The organism is Flavobacterium sandaracinum (genome assembly GCF_004349135.1).
GTDB lineage: Bacteria > Bacteroidota > Bacteroidia > Flavobacteriales > Flavobacteriaceae > Flavobacterium > Flavobacterium sandaracinum.
Genome location: NZ_SMFN01000002.1, coordinates 100,143 through 118,710 on the forward strand (window position 1 = coordinate 100,143; position 18,568 = coordinate 118,710).

The 18,568-nt window shown below is 34.6% G+C and carries 14 protein-coding genes; 10 read left to right on the forward strand and 4 right to left on the reverse strand.

The window, feature by feature from the left end:
- The first annotated feature begins 148 nt into the window (after window positions 1-148).
- Together E0F91_RS02350 and E0F91_RS02355 are read left to right on the forward strand one after the other, a co-directional pair.
- Window positions 149-4,528, forward strand: coding sequence for a PKD domain-containing protein (locus tag E0F91_RS02350; RefSeq protein WP_132064762.1), 4,380 nt, complete (start codon window positions 149-151; stop codon window positions 4,526-4,528).
- A gap of 17 nt (window positions 4,529-4,545) precedes the next feature.
- Window positions 4,546-5,547 (forward strand): PorP/SprF family type IX secretion system membrane protein, encoded by a 1,002-nt coding sequence (locus E0F91_RS02355; RefSeq protein ID WP_132064763.1) that lies wholly within the window; start codon window positions 4,546-4,548, stop codon window positions 5,545-5,547.
- Window positions 5,548-5,643: 96 nt separating this feature from the next.
- On the opposite strand, the gene E0F91_RS02360 is transcribed toward E0F91_RS02355, so the two are convergent.
- Window positions 5,644-6,522, reverse strand: coding sequence for a DUF808 domain-containing protein (locus E0F91_RS02360; RefSeq protein ID WP_132064764.1), 879 nt, complete (start codon window positions 6,520-6,522; stop codon window positions 5,644-5,646).
- Window positions 6,523-7,549: 1,027 nt separating this feature from the next.
- Between E0F91_RS02360 and E0F91_RS02365 the strand changes: the two genes are divergently transcribed.
- From E0F91_RS02365 to E0F91_RS02400, 8 genes are all read left to right on the forward strand, one after another.
- A complete protein-coding gene (locus tag E0F91_RS02365; protein ID WP_132064765.1) occupies window positions 7,550-8,404 on the forward strand; it encodes a CvfB family protein in 855 nt (284 codons plus the stop codon).
- A 729-nt stretch (window positions 8,405-9,133) separates the two neighbouring features.
- Window positions 9,134-9,964, forward strand: coding sequence for a 1,4-dihydroxy-2-naphthoyl-CoA synthase (locus tag E0F91_RS02370; RefSeq protein ID WP_091170323.1), 831 nt, complete (start codon window positions 9,134-9,136; stop codon window positions 9,962-9,964).
- A 72-nt stretch (window positions 9,965-10,036) separates the two neighbouring features.
- Window positions 10,037-10,558 carry a PH domain-containing protein gene (locus E0F91_RS02375; RefSeq protein WP_132064766.1) on the forward strand — a complete coding sequence of 174 codons (522 nt, stop codon included), beginning with the start codon at window positions 10,037-10,039 and terminating at the stop codon, window positions 10,556-10,558.
- Window positions 10,558-12,072: a PH domain-containing protein gene (locus tag E0F91_RS02380; RefSeq protein WP_132064767.1), complete on the forward strand. Its 1,515-nt coding sequence runs from the start codon at window positions 10,558-10,560 to the stop codon at window positions 12,070-12,072. Before E0F91_RS02375 ends, E0F91_RS02380 begins: the two co-directional genes overlap by 1 nt.
- 85 nt (window positions 12,073-12,157) lie before the next feature.
- Window positions 12,158-13,120: a 1,4-dihydroxy-2-naphthoate octaprenyltransferase gene (gene menA, locus E0F91_RS02385; protein WP_132064768.1), complete on the forward strand. Its 963-nt coding sequence runs from the start codon at window positions 12,158-12,160 to the stop codon at window positions 13,118-13,120.
- Window positions 13,121-13,174: 54 nt separating this feature from the next.
- On the forward strand, window positions 13,175-13,852 hold the full coding sequence (locus E0F91_RS02390; protein ID WP_132064769.1) for a metal-dependent hydrolase: 678 nt from the start codon (window positions 13,175-13,177) through the stop codon (window positions 13,850-13,852).
- Window positions 13,853-14,032: 180 nt separating this feature from the next.
- A complete protein-coding gene (locus tag E0F91_RS02395) occupies window positions 14,033-15,241 on the forward strand; it encodes a tetratricopeptide repeat protein (protein WP_132064770.1) in 1,209 nt (402 codons plus the stop codon).
- A 140-nt stretch (window positions 15,242-15,381) separates the two neighbouring features.
- On the forward strand, window positions 15,382-16,428 hold the full coding sequence (locus E0F91_RS02400; protein ID WP_113633700.1) for an o-succinylbenzoate synthase: 1,047 nt from the start codon (window positions 15,382-15,384) through the stop codon (window positions 16,426-16,428).
- Between the two features lies 1 nt (window position 16,429).
- Here E0F91_RS02400 and E0F91_RS02405 read toward each other — a convergent pair whose 3' ends face one another.
- From E0F91_RS02405 to E0F91_RS02415, 3 genes are all read right to left on the reverse strand, one after another.
- Window positions 16,430-17,518: an AI-2E family transporter gene (locus E0F91_RS02405; protein ID WP_113633701.1), complete on the reverse strand. Its 1,089-nt coding sequence runs from the start codon at window positions 17,516-17,518 to the stop codon at window positions 16,430-16,432.
- Between the two features lie 107 nt (window positions 17,519-17,625).
- Window positions 17,626-18,078 carry a DUF1572 family protein gene (locus E0F91_RS02410; protein WP_113633702.1) on the reverse strand — a complete coding sequence of 151 codons (453 nt, stop codon included), beginning with the start codon at window positions 18,076-18,078 and terminating at the stop codon, window positions 17,626-17,628.
- Window positions 18,068-18,547: a nuclear transport factor 2 family protein gene (locus tag E0F91_RS02415; protein ID WP_113633703.1), complete on the reverse strand. Its 480-nt coding sequence runs from the start codon at window positions 18,545-18,547 to the stop codon at window positions 18,068-18,070. The genes E0F91_RS02410 and E0F91_RS02415 overlap by 11 nt, the downstream gene beginning before the upstream one ends.
- Window positions 18,548-18,568: the final 21 nt, after the last annotated feature.

The window sequence follows — 18,568 nt, forward strand, 5'->3', positions numbered from 1 at the left end:
ACGAAATATGGATAATTGCATGTGTATTGCTATGTTTTTTACTTATAAGATATGTATTATGAAAAAAAACTAAATAATATGAATTGAAATCTTTATAAGTTCAAAAAAAAATAGATACTTTTGCGCCATAATTAACGAATTTTATTACATGAGGAATCTTTATCTTCTAGCACATATCTTTTTTTTATTAGTGGCTGTTTCGGTTTTTGCAAATAGTAAAACAGGTGATAAAAGCCATGACAAAAAAATACACTCTACAACTTATAAAATTGAATTAGTAGCGCCTGTTGTTACTTTTGTTTATAATAATGATGGTAGTTGTTCTGGTACTCCAATAACATTTACTTCAAGTATAAGTGGCGATGCTCCTTATACTTACCAATGGGATTTTGGAGATGGTGGTGTATCTACTGTTGCTAATCCCACTCATATTTTTACAGCTGTTGGTTGTGGAACTCAAAATTTCAATGTAAAACTAACTGTTACTGATCGCAACGGCGTGAGTACGTCCCTTACAAAAGTTGTTTTGGTAAAGCAAAAGCCAGATTTGAAATTTGTAAATTTAAATCCATCCTCAGGCACTCCTTTCGAAAAATGTGGGGATAATAATTCGGATCCTAGATATACAATTAATGTAGGGAATTCTTCCGGTTCAATTTCATGTATTGCCTCCTATAATATAGAATGGGGAGATGGGACTGTTGAAACAAATGTTACCTTTCCCAAAATGCATACCTATATGCGTTTAGGGTCATTTAATATGGTTATAACAGCTGTAGGTGCTAACGGCTGTACCAATGCAATTACGTATGTAGTTAAAAATTCAAATAATCCAATAGGAGCACTCATCGCTCCTGGTAATACTACTAATTTTTGTATTCCAGTTGCTCCAATGGATTTTGCTATAGGTTCGTGGGCACTCAATCCTTCAGATACGAATTATACCGTTAATTATGGAGATGGCACCATTCGAAATTATACTCAAGCCCAACTAGAAGCCTCTGTTTATTATAATAGGATCAATCCGTCTGCCTCCCAAAACTTCCCTATTCCGCATACTTTTACACGCTTCAATTGTCCCTCTGGCAACACTGTTGGACTAACCATAACCACTTCCTGCGGTAGTACTTTCCTAACTGCTGGTCCAATCATTATTTTAGATGTGCCTATTGTAGATTTTAGCGTTACTAATATTGCTTGTGCTAATACGTCAGTTTTTTTTACTAATAATACGATTGCAGGATATACTAATGACTGTAGCACTTTTAATGTGTACACTTGGAATTTTGGTGATGGAACTCCAATTTCAAGACAGGTCAATCCTAGTCATGTATACACAACACCTGGGACGTATACGATTTCATTGTTTGCAGAAACACCTTGTGGTATAGGAAGAACGGTTACCAGAACAATTTGTGTAGAACCTATTTTACGACCGACTTTTACTTTTGCAAGAGCGTGTGCAGGAACAGATTTACAGATCACTAATACCACGGATACGCGTCAAAGTTGTGGTACGGAAAGTTATTATTGGGAAATCACTAATTATTTTGAAGGCTTTTGTGGTAAAAGACCGGAGCAATGGTTTTTTACAAATGGTACCAACTCCTTTTCAAAAAATCCAGTGATTAATTTTGTTACTCCAGGAACGTATTATCTTAGATTAAGAAGCCGAAATTCCTGTGGAATCGACCAATATAGAACCGAAATAATTGAGGTTAAGAAAAAGCCAGTTACTACTTTAAATCCCATATCAGATTTTTGTAATTCGGCAACAATTAATCCCGTAGGTACAGTGGTAGAAAGTTGTGCTCCAACTTCTGAACTGACTTATCTATGGAGTTTTCCAGGTGGAACGCCATCGTCCTCGACCTTGCTCAATCCAGGATCCATTAATTATGCTATAAGTGGAAATTATCAAGCTATTTTTAGTGTTTCTAATAGCTGTGGAACGACAACTCAAACGAGAAATTTCTCGGTAAATACGGTATTGTCTCCTATCATATCACCAAAATCAGCCGAAATTTGTAGCGGTGGATCATTTCTAATTCGGCCTACTACTAATGGCACTGATAATGTTCCATCCAATACTACTTACACTTGGTCAAACCCTGTTGTGAATCCTTCAGGTTCAGTAAGTGGTGTATCTTCACAAGCATCACCTACAACGAGCATTGGTCAGACATTAATCAACACTACGAATAATCCAGCAACAGTAACGTATACCGTTTCACCTATCGCAGGGAGCTGTTCTGGGCCTAATTTTACAGTTACAGTAACGGTCAATCCATTGATAAATGTGGCTGAAACCATTAAAAACGCAACTTGTTTTGGGTCTGATGATGGCGCCATCAGTATTGCTGTAGCCGGCGGCATCCCTTTTGTAACAGGGCCATCTTATCTTTTTTCATGGACTGGGCCTAATGGCTTTACTAGTACGAATCAAGCTATTTCTGGTCTGAAACCAGGTATTTATAATCTAAGAGTTATTGATAATGGTACTTGTCCTTTTACAAGAAGTTACACGGTTAGAGAACCCGATAAATTTAGTTTTTCTGGATTTAAAAATGATATATCTTGTTTTGGATTAAATGATGGAAAGGTTTTATTAACAACTACGGGTGGAACTCTGCCTTATGCCTTTGTATGGACTAGAAATGGAAACCCTCTTGCCACAACTGAAGATCTTAGTAATTTGTCTCCAGGAACGTACAAAGTAACCATTACGGAAGCGAACAATTGTGACACCTTGTCCGAAATTTTTACAATTATTGAGCCACCTTTGTTAGAGGTAAAACTTGTTAGTCAAGTGAATATTTTGTGTTATGGTGATTTTACTGGTGAAATTAATATAGTTACAACAGGCGGTAGAGCAACAGAAATTGCACCTGGTGCTTTTAATTATAGATACAATTGGTCGGGGCCAAATGGATACAGTAGTACCAATCAGAATTTACGCAATGTAGCAGCCGGAACTTATAATTTAACAGTTACAGATAATTCTGGCTGTACAGATAACTTGCAAGTAATTTTACTTCAAAATAATGAAATACGGTTAGAGTTTTCAAAAACAGAGATAGCTTGTTACAACGATGCAAATGCTTCGATTACGATTACCAATATTACAGGAGGAATTCCTTTTGCAACAGGCAATCCGTACCAAATAAAATGGAGTAATTTAGGTACAGGACGTGTCCAAAATAATTTATCAGCGGGTACATATACCATCACAATTACAGACGCATTAAACTGTGAAAAAGCTTTTAATATAACCATTGACAATGCGCCGGTTTTTACAATAAATCCAACTGTAAAGCAGATTTCATGTTTTGGAGCAAAAGACGCTTACATTCGATTGAATCTTATTGGAGGGAAAGCGCCTGTTACTTTAGTTTGGGAAGATGATCCAACCGCTGGTATCGATCGAAATAACATAGGACCCGGAAAATATACTGTTACTATTACAGATGGTAAATTTTGTAAAATTAAAGAAACTTTCCTCATTGTTGAACCGTTACTACTAGAATTACGAGCTGATGTTTCAAATCCTTTAAGTTGTCTGGACGCGAATACTGGAGCAATCAATTTGGTTGTAACTGGCGGCGCGCCTCCATTTACATATTCTTGGTCTAATGGTGCTACAACCGAGGATTTACAGAATCTTCCACCCGAAAATTACACCGTAACGGTAACGGATGCCAATGGTTGTAAAAAATCGGAATCTTGGAAGATTATTCGATTCGAACAATTGACACCTACCATTGAAGTGCGTACTGATTTTGATTGTGCTACGAAATATGTGAAAGAAACATTTATAGGAAATGTCAAAGGAGGTGTTCCTCCATACCAATTAAGCTGGTCTGACGGTGTAGTTACCGGAGTGAACAATGAAATAATGAACACAAATAATAATGGCTTGATTATTTTTACTGTCACGGATAGCTTTGGTTGCACTGCAAATAGTACGTATAATGTAGCTACACCAGTTCTAGGGATAGCTAATTTCGAAACTAGTTCGTACGGAAATGATGTTTATGGTTTGTATTCAATTTTTGATCCGATACTATTCACCAACCTAGCCACGGGAGATTTTACAAAAATTTCATGGGATTTTGGTGATGGTAATTTTTCCGACGAGGAAAATCCAAAACATATTTATACTAAAGTCGGAACTTACACTATTAAGCAAACGGTTACGTATCCTTTTGGCTGTCAATATGTACATACGGCTACAGTGAATGTTGAAAAGGGGTACAGCCTAATAATGCCAAATGCATTTACGCCTAATAATGACGGTACAAACGATTCATTTGCTCCTGTATTCTTGGGGTTTATAGAAATGACTTTAGCGGTTTATGACTCTTGGGGAAGTGTCATCTACAGCGAAACTGGGCAAACTATAAAAGGATGGAACGGGAAGGTTAATGATTTAGATGCTGAAAATGGGAATTACTTTTTTAAACTTAGCGCCAAAACATTTTACAACCACACCATAATCGAAGATGGTGCTTTCACATTAATTAAATAAAAGTAACGAATCCACTAATGAAGATTAAACTATTTATCATACTTATTTTGTGTTTCTTTTACTCCACATTAAGAGCGCAAGATCCCGTTTTTACGCAATATTTTCTAATTCCTGAAACCTTAAATCCAGGTTTTTCAGGCTTCATGGAAACCACCTACACCGGTATAATCCATCGAGAACAGTGGCCGGATTTAGATTTAAAAATTACTACAGACTATGCTTTTATCAATACTTGGAACGAAAGTATGAATAGTGGTTTTGGTATCAGTGTTTTAAATCAAAGAGAAAATGTTACTAATTATAATTTTTCGCAAGTCAATGCGAATTATGCATACCGGGTAAGAATTAGTGATGATTGGGAATTTAGACCTGCTATAGAAGTTGGGTTTGGGCTTAAATCATTTGCATTTCAAAATTTACTTTTGGAAGATCAGATTAATATTAGATCAGGGATTATAAATACCAGCTCTATAGATCCACTTTTGTTAAACGATAAAGTTAGCTTTTTTGATGCTACAGCAGGGATGGTTTTTAATACTGAAAACATGTGGATTGGCTTGTCTATGAAGCACTTGAATAAACCAAATATTTCCTTCACTCAAGATGGAAATATACCGTTGAACACCTTTTTCTCTTTAAGCACTGGGTATGAATTTTTATTGGCTAATTATATCGATGTGCAATTCTTCCCGTATGCGACTAAAATGTTTGTAACTGCTAATTATATGCAGCAAGCTCGTTATAATCGCTTGGATATAGGAACATCGATCTTATTCGAGAAAATGTTTTTTGGCGCCACTGCTGTAACAAACCCTGCTAAAAATGGAATCAATAGCCATTTACTAACATCGGTTAATCTTTTTACCGGCTTGCAATACGATCACCTGCGATTAGGAATCTCTTATGATTTAAATACTTCTAAAATTGGAAAAACGGGTGGTATTTATGAATTATCACTAACGTATCAGTTTAATCTAGATAAAAAATGTTTTGGCTGTCCTAATTATACGGGCAGGTAAAGTACGAGCAAATACTAGTATTGCAAAAAAAACACCAGCTGTTTGACTGGTGTTGGTTACTATTTATAGTATTGCAATCTGCAATGCGTGTTTGTTTTATGCGACTTGTTGTTTAATAAAGATCTTCTTGAATAAGTTTACGATTCCCAAAACAAGAAGTCCAATTACGAGCCCAACCATAAATTCAACTATAATAGAAGGTATTTGAGGCAGAATATTATGCAAAAAATCAATGTTGTGAACAAATATGCCTCCTGATACTAAGATTAAGGCGATAGTTCCTATTACAGATAAACTTTTGATAACTTTAGGTAATGCTTTTACTAGAATAGTACCTAATTTATAAGTAAAGCTACCTTCGCGTTTGTTAAGTTGAATCAATTTTAATCCTGCTTCGTCCATTCTTATAATAATGGCTACAATACCGTAAACACCCACAGTTGCAATTATGGCGATAATGGAAACCACCATTATTTGAGAGGAGATAGGTTTGCCAATCACCGTTCCTAGTGCAATAATTATTATTTCTACGGAAAGAATAAAATCAGTTACTATTGCTGACTTAATTTTTTCTTTTTCTAATGCTAAAATTTGTTCTTCGGTCAACTGCTCTGATGAAATTTCAGGTTTCAAATGGGCATGTGGAAAGAAGTATTCGTATATTTTTTCGGCACCTTCATACGCCAAATAAAGTCCGCCAAGGACTAAGATTATAATTATGGCTACTGGCAAAAATGCACTTAAAAGAAAGGCTATAGGCAAAATGATGACTTTATTAAGGAAGGAGCCTTTTGTAATTGCCCAAAGTACTGGCAATTCTCTCGAGGAGATGAACCCAGAAGCTTTTTCCGCATTTACAGCTAAATCATCACCTAGAATTCCAGCTGTTTTTTTTGCAGCAACTTTACTCATAACTGCAACATCGTCCATCATTGCTGCGATATCATCTAATAATGCGAAAAAACCTGATGCCATTTTTATTGTTTTAGAAGCGGTACTGATTTTGGTTTAAGTTTGCCAAAATAGTCTTTGCCGTTTGATTATTTACTAGTGCGAAGCTAAAACTTTTTTACTGCAAAAAAAAGAGGCAAACTAGCTTCTTGAATTATTTTTTAGAATAGTGCAATAATTTAATAAATAGGTACTTAGTAGCAAGTTCTATTCTTTCAATCTGTTGAGCGAAGTATTTGATCCTTACTTCGTCTTTTTGCTTGAGTCAGGATGTTAATTATTTTGATTAAATAGAATCTAATTTTCGTTATGACCCTTAGTTCTTCTTCTTTAATTTTTTTTTTTTTTTTTTTGAATTTTTAAAACTGCTATATCTTTTGCTATTTTGGCATACATATTAAGTGTACTATCCCGTTAGGTGCAATTATTTAAAACGTCAGTTCGCTATTTTGTGAAATAAATCGAAACAAAATTTAGCGATACGTTTCGCTACTCGAAGTGACGTATATCGAGAACCATTTTTGAGGAAATTTTTCTCTGTCCTGAGTTTTTATCTAAGGGCTCAAGGCATTTTTCTTCCTCAATATTCAGGATAAAAATATTCGAACTGACGAAAAATCACTATCAAAAACTAATTTGATCCAACGGGTTATACTCTGTTTTTTGAATTATTCAATTTTTAGATTAAAGTGTGCTTAAATCCTAAATTCAACTAAACATAAACATCTTTTACTTTCCTTTTTATAGCTATCAAAATTTCTTATTTCTTCTTTAAAATTTTACCTGTTTGTACTAATTTACATAACAACGTTAAGATTACAAAACGAGATTATGAAAACCAGCCGAATTATATAGCCCTGATGGGAGTAAGTATCCCACGCTTTTTAGCGTGGATACTGCGGACAGCAGGACAAAAATTGATTAAATAGTCAAAAGTGGTGCTCCTAAAAAAGAAAAACACTCGTGGGTTCATCATTACTTTTTTTGTGGACCGTTTCTTAATATACTATTTTCAAACTTCGTACCTTTGCACTTTAGAAATTGAAAGAAAATGATTGAAATAGGAAAATACAATACGCTTACCATTTTACGCGATACCAAAGTAGGTTTGTTTCTGGGAAATCCAGAACAAGATCCCGAAGGAATTCATGACATTCTGTTGCCTAACAAATACGTTCCAAACGAATTTGAAATAGGTGAGGAGTTGATTGTTTTTGTGTACTTAGACCACGAAGAAAGACCCGTTGCCACAACATTAGAGCCTTATATATTATTAAATGAATTTGCACTTTTGCGTGTGAATTATACCAATCAGATTGGCGCTTTTATGGATTGGGGAATGGAAAAGGATATTTTGGTTCCGTTTAAAGAGCAGGCGCGTCCTATGGAAAAAGGAAAACGCTACTTAGTTTATCTTTATATGGACGAAAAAACCAATCGTTTGGTAGCATCCAGTAAATTGAATCAGTTTTTAAAAAATGATCATCTAACAGTTGAAAAAGGAGAAGAAGTAGATTTAATTGTTTCCCACATTACTGAATTAGGAATTAACGTTATCATCAACGAAAAGTACAAAGGTTTGATGTATAAAGATGAAGTGTATGATGATGCAATTCGTACAGGAGACCGCATGCGTGGATACATTAAGACGATACGTCCCGATAACAAAATAGATGTAGCGTTACAAATCCAAGGCTACGAAAGTATCGAACCGAATGCCGATAAAATTCTGGATGAGTTAAGAGCTAGCAGAGGTTTCTTGCGTTTGACTGATAATTCACATCCTGAAGACATTAAAACGGTTTTGAAGATGAGTAAAAAAACCTTCAAAAAAGCAATTGGTGCTTTGTATCGAGAGAAATTAATAGAAATCAAGGAAGACGGAATATATTTGGTTAAGGAATAAAAAAAAGAAAGACTAATCGGAAACGGTTAGTCTTTCTCTTTTTAATGCTGTTTTAGAATATTAAATTATAACATCATTAAAATAAATTGGAAGTTTAAAGTCGCTTTATCCGCCTGTAAACCTATAGTATTCATGATACTATTTTTAAAATATTAACTTAAGCGCAAAGTACTTTAAAGAGGTGTTTGTCTTTTAAATGTACAAAAACTTGCGTAAGAGTTAAGAAATAAGTTCACGATAAACCTTTGGTTTTATATATATTGGAAGATAATTTTCTAAATAATTTTTATTAATGTCTCACTTTTGCAAGAACAAGAAAAATAAATCTTTGTTTTAACCGTAGGTGTTACTTTTTATTTTTTACTATTGGGGCAAATGTTTTGTTCATTGACTCGTTTGATACGGCTTTTATAATTGGATAATAAGTTATTACCGTAGAAAAAGGAGCGACAACATTTTTAATTGTAATCAATACATTCTTTTTTTAGGTTAATAAATCAGTGAAGAATCAATAATTAATCAAGGTGAATATTGTGTATTCGTCTGATTAGCTTGGTTTAAAATTAAAAATAATTTGAATTAGGTGCTGTTAAAAAGGTTTTTTTTTACTGTTTTTTAACATTCTTAAACCTTTCATCAGAGAAGGATTACCATAACCTTATGCAAATAGAATAGATAAAATGTAAAAAATGATTTATTTTTACACTGAAATAATTTAAATCATTTACAATGGATTGGATCACTGCTAAAGAATACGAAGATATCACTTATAAAAAATGCAATGGTGTTGCCAGAATTGCTTTTAACAGGCCAGATGTGCGCAATGCTTTCCGTCCAAAAACTACTGCAGAACTATACAATGCCTTTTATGATGCACAGGAAGATACTTCAATTGGAGTGGTTTTACTTTCTGCTGAAGGACCATCGTCTAAAGACGGCGTGTATTCTTTTTGCAGCGGTGGCGATCAAAATGCGCGCGGGCATCAAGGGTATGTAGGCGATGACGGACAGCATCGTTTAAATATTTTAGAAGTACAACGATTAATTCGGTTTATGCCAAAAGTGGTTATCGCTGTAGTACCAGGTTGGGCTGTAGGTGGCGGACACAGTTTGCATGTAGTGTGCGATTTGACTTTGGCGAGTAAAGAACATGCGATTTTCAAACAAACAGATGCTGATGTAACTAGTTTTGACGGTGGATATGGATCGGCTTATTTAGCTAAAATGGTCGGGCAGAAAAAAGCACGCGAAATTTTCTTCTTGGGACGCAATTATTCGGCACAAGACGCAATGGATATGGGAATGGTCAATGCTGTGATTCCGCATGCTGAATTAGAAGATACCGCTTATGAATGGGCACAGGAAATTTTGCAAAAATCGCCAATGGCTATCAAAATGCTGAAATTTGCCATGAATCTAACGGATGACGGAATGGTAGGACAACAAGTTTTTGCTGGTGAAGCCACTCGTCTAGCTTATATGACTGAAGAAGCGAAAGAAGGCAGGAATGCATTTTTAGAAAAAAGAAAACCAAATTTTGAGAAAAAATGGTTGCCATAAAAAGTTTCAAGTTTTAGGTTTCAAGTTTAGAACCTGAAACGTTAAACTTTAAACCTGAAACAAAATAAAAAAATGGAAAATTTTACGAACGACACCATCGATACCAGCCAACTTCCAAAGTTTGAAGAAGTTACTTTTACAGCTTTACATCCAAAATATTTCAAAGTGGTGCTGATTAATTTGTTACTCTTTATTAGTATACTTATTATAGTTCCATCAGTCGTTTCTGTTTTGAAACCGGAATTATTTTCGGGAAGAATTTGGTTGGTTTTAGGTATTGTGATTCCTATTGTGTCAACTTTGATTATTGTTTTTTCCCTTGTTGGATTTAAGAAAAAAGGATTCGCTTTTAGAAATCATGATGTTTTATTCCGACATGGAATTATTGCTACAAATACAATTGTAATTCCTTATAATAGAGTGCAACATGTGGCTTTACATGAAGGGTTGGTTTCGCGTTATTTTGGTCTAGCCAAAATTGAAATTTTTACCGCTGGAGGCAGTTCGAGTGATATTGAAATTCCGGGAATCGAAAAAGAGCAAGCGGAAAAAATCAAACAATTGCTGATGGGTAAAATACAAAAGCAATTGTAATGGGAGGTGATTTTAGTCAACCACAAAGGCAATCCATAGTTGGGATCTGGGTTATGTTTTTTTACACGCTTCAGCAATACGGTAGAGCTTTATGGCCCATTATCTTAATTTGGGCTTTTAAATTTGATGAAATTAACAAAGTGTATTTAGTAGTTGGAATGCTTCTTCTATTCGCAAGTATTGGAGTTGTTTCTTATTTGAAATATCTAAATTTCACCTTTTTATTAGATTCAGAAAACCAAGAATTTGTCATTACAGAAGGTGTTTTTAATAAAACCAAAACTGCAATTCAGCTGCATAAAATCCAGCAAGTAAATATTAATCAGTCTTTTATTCAAAAGCTGATTGGTGTATATGAATTGGATGTGGATACCGCCGGTACCAATAAAAAAGAAGGAACTATAAAAGCGATTTCACACCAATTAGCTTTGGACTTAAAATCTCGCCTGTTAGAAAACGAAAGTCAAAAGAGTCTTAGCGAAAAGGAAGCTATTGCACTGGAGGAAACGGAACAGAAACTCTTTGAAGTAGCGCATCCTTTTATTAAAATAAGTTTTTTGAGTTTGTTAAAAGTTGGAATTACTTCTAATTATCAAAAAACCATTGCTTTACTTGTCATTTTCTTTAGTACAATTTATGAGAACTTTCAGAATTTTGGAGAGGAGAACACTATTTATAAAGAAAAAGTAGGCACTTTTATAGATCAAAATTTAGTTTTACAAACCATTTTGCTAGGGATAATCGTCTTGTTCTTAGCTGTTTTGGTTTTAAATGTGATTCGGACTGTGTTTAAGTATTACGATTATAATATAGCGAGACAGAAAGGTTCTTTGTTGCTGTCTTTTGGACTGTTGAACACAAAAAGCACCATTATTAAACCTGAAAAAGTTCAAATTACGACTGTTACTAGAAATTATTTCCAAAAGAAATTGGGCATTCTTGAACTAAAAATTAAACAAGCTACTAGTGGAGAAAAAGAAGAGCAAAAAGCAGCGATAGAAATTCCAGGGTGCAGTGAGTCGGAGCGTGACGCCGTTTTAAAGCTGTTGTTTCATAAAATACCTGAAAAAGGGTTGATGCTAAAGCCTAATTTCCGTTCACTTGTTTTTTCGATTTTTATTAGTATTGGATTACCTTTGTTAGTATTCTTTGCGATTGGACATTGGATTGAACCAGTAATTTTTGATTATGGATATTGGGTGCCAATTTATATTATTTTTATGGGTCTTATTCAGTATTTTAAATTTAAAAACAACCGATTGTTCATAAACGATAATTTTGTAATCACGCAAAGTGGCGCATGGGATGTGAGTAATACTATTATTGAGCCCAGTAAAATACAAGCGATTTCCACTTCACAGCTTTTTTGGCATAAAAAACTGGATATTGGTTCTATAATAATACATACTGCTGGAGGAAATGTCGCATTTCAGTTAGGGAATTACTCAATATTAAAACAAAAAGTCAACCTTTGGTTGTACGAAATAGAAACTTCCGATAGCAATTGGATGTAAAATAAAATGGTTTAAAGTTTAAGGTTTAAAGTTGTTTGCGCAACAAATCTTAAGTTGTAGACTTTAAATTTTTAAATAAAAAAATATGAAACATTGGATTGAAGCAGCACGTTTACGCACATTACCTTTATCGGTTTCTGGAATAATAGTTGGAAGTATGTATGCTTTGGCACACCCAACAGATAGTATTTTAACACCAACAGAAGTTTTTAACTGGCGATTGTTTGGCTTTGCTATATTGACCACATTAGGATTGCAAATACTGTCTAATTTTGCCAATGATTACGGTGACGGCATGAAAGGAACAGATAATGAAGATCGAGTAGGGCCAAAACGTGCCATACAAAGTGGTGTGATTACTCCGCAAGCCATGAAACGCGCCATTATAATCACATCAGCCTTGACGTTGCTCTCGGCGATGTTGTTGATTTATTATGCGTTTAGAGATACGAATCTGTGGTTTTCCTTATTCTATTTAGTATTGGGAATTCTTTCCATTGTATCTGCGATTCGGTATACGGTTGGAAATACGGCGTACGGCTACCGTGGATTTGGTGATGTATTTGTGTTTGTGTTTTTTGGGTTGGTGAGTACTTTAGGAGTGAATTTTTTATACTCCAAACAATTGGATGCGTTGTTGGTTTTACCAGCGGTCGCTATTGGATTATTGAGCGTTGGTGTTTTGAATTTGAACAATATGCGAGATGAAGCATCGGATAGAAAATCAAATAAAAACACGATTGTTGTAAAAATTGGTGGAGCCAAAGCTAAAATATACCATTACATTTTGATTGTAACGGCGATGGTTTTGGTGTTGATTTTTGCTATTATTGACGATTTTCACTTTGATCAATACTTGTTTTTATTGGCTTACATTCCTTTAATTAAGCATTTAAATACGGTCTATAAAAATCAAAACGCTAAGGAATTAGATCCTGAATTAAAAAAACTGGCGCTGAGTACCTTTGCACTTTCGGTTTTATTGTCGTTAGGTATGATTTACTTTTTTTCGGATATCATTGTAAATACATTTTTAGGCGGGAGATAAATTAATAATCAAATACGGAATCTTTCAATCATTCAATTTTTAAATTAAAAAAATATGAAAATAACATTTTATGGTCACGCGTCATTAGGTATAGAAGTTGGAGGAAAACACATTATTGTAGATCCTTATATTTCGGCAAATCCAAATGCAGCGCACATTGACATTGACACTTTAAAAGCGGATTATATTTTGCTTACGCACGCGCACGGAGATCATATTCTGGATGTTGAGGCAATTGCCAAAAGAACGAATGCAGTAATTGTTTCTAATGCAGAAATTGCAGGTTATTATGGTGCAAAAGGCTTTCAATCGCATCCCATGAATCACGGAGGAAGTTGGAATTTTGATTTTGGGAAACTGAAATATGTAAATGCGATTCATTCCAGTTCTTTTCCTGACGGCAGTTACGGAGGAAATCCGGGCGGTTTTGTCATTGAAGGCGAACATAAAAATATCTACATTGCTGGTGATACAGCGCTGACAATGGATATGAAACTCATTCCTATGCGCACTAAACTTGATTTAGCAATTTTGCCGATAGGTGATAATTTCACTATGGATGTAGAGGATGCCATCATCGCTTCTGATTTCTTGAACTGCGATAAAATTCTGGGTTACCATTTCGATACTTTCGGTTACATCGAAATTGACCATGAGGAATCCATTCGTAAATTTTTCAACAAAGGAAAAGATTTGATGCTACTGGAAATAGGAAGTTCCATAGACTTGTAATTAGTCATTGTGAGTTTTTCGAAGCAATTTCCAGCTATTCGTTGCAATCTTTTTATCAGCCTAAAAAGGCTGATAAAAAGGATTTTCACTGCTATCTGGGCTAGGGCTGCCCGGTACCAAACTTTTTAGTGAATTTTGCGAAAAACGTTATGCGCTTAGTGTTTAAATTTTATATCAATCATGCATAAAAAGAATTTCATCCTTTTATTTCTGTTTCTAATTACTGCAAATACTGTTTTCTCTCAAAAAGACGGCTATTGGGATAAAACCCGCGCTACAACCGAAGAAATTACGGTTTCCGCTAGAGACAGAATCATCATAAAAACCCAAGATTTTCCTGAAGGTACCACCGAAGTTGTTTATAGAATAACACTTTTGGATAAAAATCAGCAAATGGCAGGCAGTTTAGTATCGGTTTTAAAAGCAATTCCGGACCCAACAGGAATCAGTCAGGGTTCAGCAGGAGCAGTTTTTATCTTGTCAAAAATCTCAGGAGATGACAAATGCAAGTATGCAGTTTTCTCTAGCGCAGAATTAGCTGCAAAATACAAAGAAAACGGAAAAACAGATAATGCTTGTTTGGTTCAAGATACGCCAGTAAGCAAAGATGCTAAACGACTTTCTACTGAGAAATCAGCTTGCATGCAATCTGGTTCTGGAAATCTATGGTTTGGTTTCGAAAGTAAAAACTGGATTATGAACCAGAAAATAATTCTGGAAGTCGTGCCATGGGTCGATAATAAACTCAGTCGTGGCTGGACACTTGAAAACAGAAAAGCAATCATCGATCAATGTAAAACTTCTAATTTGGCTCAAAAAATGACCAATTCAGATGATTTTTGCGTTTGTATCCTCGATAAAATTCAATCCAAATACACCTTTAAGGAATTTCAGAAATTATTGACTGTAGAGCGTGCTAAAGCGTTTAAAGATTTTGGAAACAGTTGTTTTGGTGAAAGCAGTCTTTCTAAAAGTGTTTATGACGATTTGCGCAAGCAAGCCGCTGTACTAGCAAAACAAGGAAAGCAAGGTGAGGCTATTGTGAAACTTGCTACAATAATCAATGATGGAAAAGCAACTGCTTTGGATTACAACGCAATAGGAAGTAGTTATCTTTTGACGAAGCAATACGGGAAAGCGATCAAATTCCTAAAAGAAGGCGAAAAAATTGATAATACAGAGTTATTGATACAATTGAATTTGGCGCATGCCTATTTATTAAATGATAATTATTCGTCAGCTAAAGCCATTTATAAAGAATATCAATCTCAAAATGTTACAGATAGTTTGAGTTGGACTCAAAAAATAAAACAAGATTTCGCTGCTTTCAAAAAGGCAGGAATAACTTCCAGTGATTTTGAAAGAATTTTGAAGTTGATGGAAAAGTAAAATTATTCTCTTTAAGGATTTGTCAAGTCGAGCGCAGTCGAGACTCATCAATTAGGTCTCGACTTAACAAGATTAGGTATTGCTTATTTTATCATGCGAATATGTAACTCATAATTTATAACTCATAATTAATAATTTTTTTGAAAGCAACGTACCACAAATACATCCTTAATTTCAAACGCCCATCGGGAACTTCCCGTGGCGTTATGACCGAAAAAGAAACTTGGTTTATTGTCTTGGAACAAGATGGTAAAAGAGGAATAGGAGAATGCGGAATCCTTCGCGGATTGAGTATTGATGATCGGCCGGATTATGAAGAAAAATTGCGATGGACTTGTGATAATATTCATCTTGGAAAAGACCATCTTTGGGAAGCGTTATTAGAGTTTCCTTCAATACAGTTTGGAGTCGAAATGGCGTTTCAATCTTTAGTGAGTGAAACTCCTTTTTTACTCTTTCCTTCGGACTTTACAAATGGTACAAAATCTATCTTGATAAACGGTTTAGTTTGGATGGGTGAGGAGGTTTTTATGAAGCAACAAATCGAAGAAAAACTAGCACAGGGTTTCCGTTGCATTAAACTCAAAATAGGAGCGATAGATTTCGATAAAGAATTGCAATTATTGCGATTTATTCGGGAACATTTCACTCCGGAACAAGTCGAAATTCGGGTGGATGCTAACGGGGCTTTTGATGAAAATGAAGCTTTAAATAAATTAATACAACTATCTGAATTTAAGTTGCATAGTATTGAGCAACCAATACAAAAAAATCATACTGACAGTATGGCAGAACTGTGTAAAGCCACTCCTTTTCCTATTGCTTTGGATGAAGAGCTGATTGGTGTGTTTACTTTGGCTGAAAAAGAACAATTATTAGAGAAAATCAAGCCACAATACATCATTTTGAAACCTAGTTTTGTGGGTGGTTTTCGAGGCACGCAAGAATGGATTTCATTGGCTGAAAAGCATAAAATAGGGTGGTGGATTACCTCTGCTTTGGAGAGTAATATTGGACTGAATGCCATCGCGCAATGGACGTTTTTACAACATAATGTAATGCCTCAGGGATTAGGAACCGGAGCGCTTTATACCAATAATTTTGACTGTCCATTGGAAGTTTCAGAGGGACAATTATGGTATAAAAATGAATTGAATTGGGCGTTTGATTTTGCCCTTTTGAAATAGATTATTTCGTAGTTTTCTTTTGTTCACCGTCTCCCAATAAAACGGATAACGTCTTTAAGCTTGGTGTGCGGTCCGCAATCAACTTTGCTATACTGATGAAAGGAATGAAAAGAATCATTCCTGCAGCGCCCCATAAAATACCTCCCACAATTACCACAATAATTATAACCAATGTATTTATTTTCAAGCGGCTTCCTACTGCAAATGGAAATATAATATAGGCTTCCAGTAACTGTACAATTGAAAAAACTACAATAACGGCTAGTGGATACCAAATGGAATTATACGTAATCCAGGAAACTGCAATGGGCAAAAGAGCGGATATCATGATTCCAACATACGGAATAAAAGTTAAAATTGAGGCTATAAAACCAAACAGAAAGGGATTTGGTACCCCAATTATCCAAAGTCCAATGCTGTTTAATAAGCCAACTACTAAATAAACTACCAACATTCCTTTAATGAAATTGTAATATTCATGAATGGTTTCCACAAGGATTTCATGAATGGTGTTTTTTCTTTCAGGAGGAAAAAGCTCATATAAGGCATTCGATAACATCTGGCGATGGAAGAGTATTAATGTAGAGAAAACAGGAATCATGATTAGAAAAAATGCTGATTCAGACAGAGAATAAGCGGTGTTCCGAACGATTGAAAAGGCTTGTGAACCGGAGTTGTTGAGTGTATTATTGATAAAATCACTTTGTTTTTCCAAACTAATATCAAATCGTTCTGAAATAAATAGGCTCAATTGATTTACTGTTTCGGCTAGTTTCACTCGCAACGATTGCCACTCTTGAAGGAATTCTGAAAATTGCGCTATTAGTAAGTAGATGATACCTCCGACCAAAAGAGTTGCTCCTAAAATGGAAATGAAAATAGCAATTCCTTTGTTTATTCCTTTTGTTTCCATCCATTTACAAACAGGATACAGAATAAAACCAATGAGTAAAGAAAAACTTAACGGAATAAATAGTGTTTTGCCAAAATAAAGCAGAAGACAAGCTAAGACTATTAACTGAAGAATTTCTAAAACAGAATATTTTCTGTCGGAGTGAAATATAACGGGTGTCTTAGAAGATTGCAACATACAAATTTGTTTTTAAATCCGTTTTTACGATTCGTATTGTAAACGATTTTTAATAAAAGTACGAATTTTAAAGTATTGAAATACAGTAAATTGAATGTTTCTTATAATTACATTTTAGTATCTAATAATCGTCTGTGGTAATTGATTTGACCCAAATGATAGGCTAGGTGCGTAGTCAAATGGATAAGCATAAATTCAGTTGAAGTTTTATTTTGGAAAACTAAAAGGGGATATTCTGTATTTAAATCTTCTTCACAAATAACATTAAGCGCATTGTTAACCACAATTCTCGTTGCTTCGATTTTTGAAAGCAATTCTGTTTTTGGAATGTCTTTCAGTGAAAATTCGAGTGCTCTGTTTCTGATATATCCGGTTTTTCCAAATTCGGCTCCAATGTATGTATTTAAGTTTCCAATTAAATGCAAACACAGATTTCCTGCTGAATTGCTGATATTACTTTCGATTTTCCAAAGATTAATTTCATTTTGGTACGATTCAATTTCAAATTTAAGAATGTTTAAATCCCTATTGAAAAGTATCTTTAGAGTTTCAATCAACATGGTGGGTGTCTTTATATTTTTTCAAGGATAAGAGTGCTTTTTCTTGAATTTTTTTCTGAAAGAAACCGGTCCATCCAAATAGATGTCCGGTAATTCCAAAGGCTTGTTTCGACCATTTATAAAGATCAAATTCATCCGTATGCTTAATAATTAGTCCGTCTTTGAACTGAAATTGAGCCTGAATTACATTCACTACTTTTCTATTTGTTTTGCTGAAGTTGTAAGTTGCAATCCATTGTGCAGAACCTAAATATTCAGTAGCTTTTATATCTGAGTATTCGATTTTAATATTTCCATTACTTTTTTCTATCAGCATTTTCCACATTTGGCAAACATCATTTCCTTTCAATAAACCGAAAACAGGATCACGAAATTGTATCGTTGAATCGTAACATTCACACATTGTCTTTGCATCTGCATTTGAAAAAGCAGAATAGAATTTTACCAGGGTTTTCTCGTTATCAGTCATGTTTTACATAAAGTGATTAGT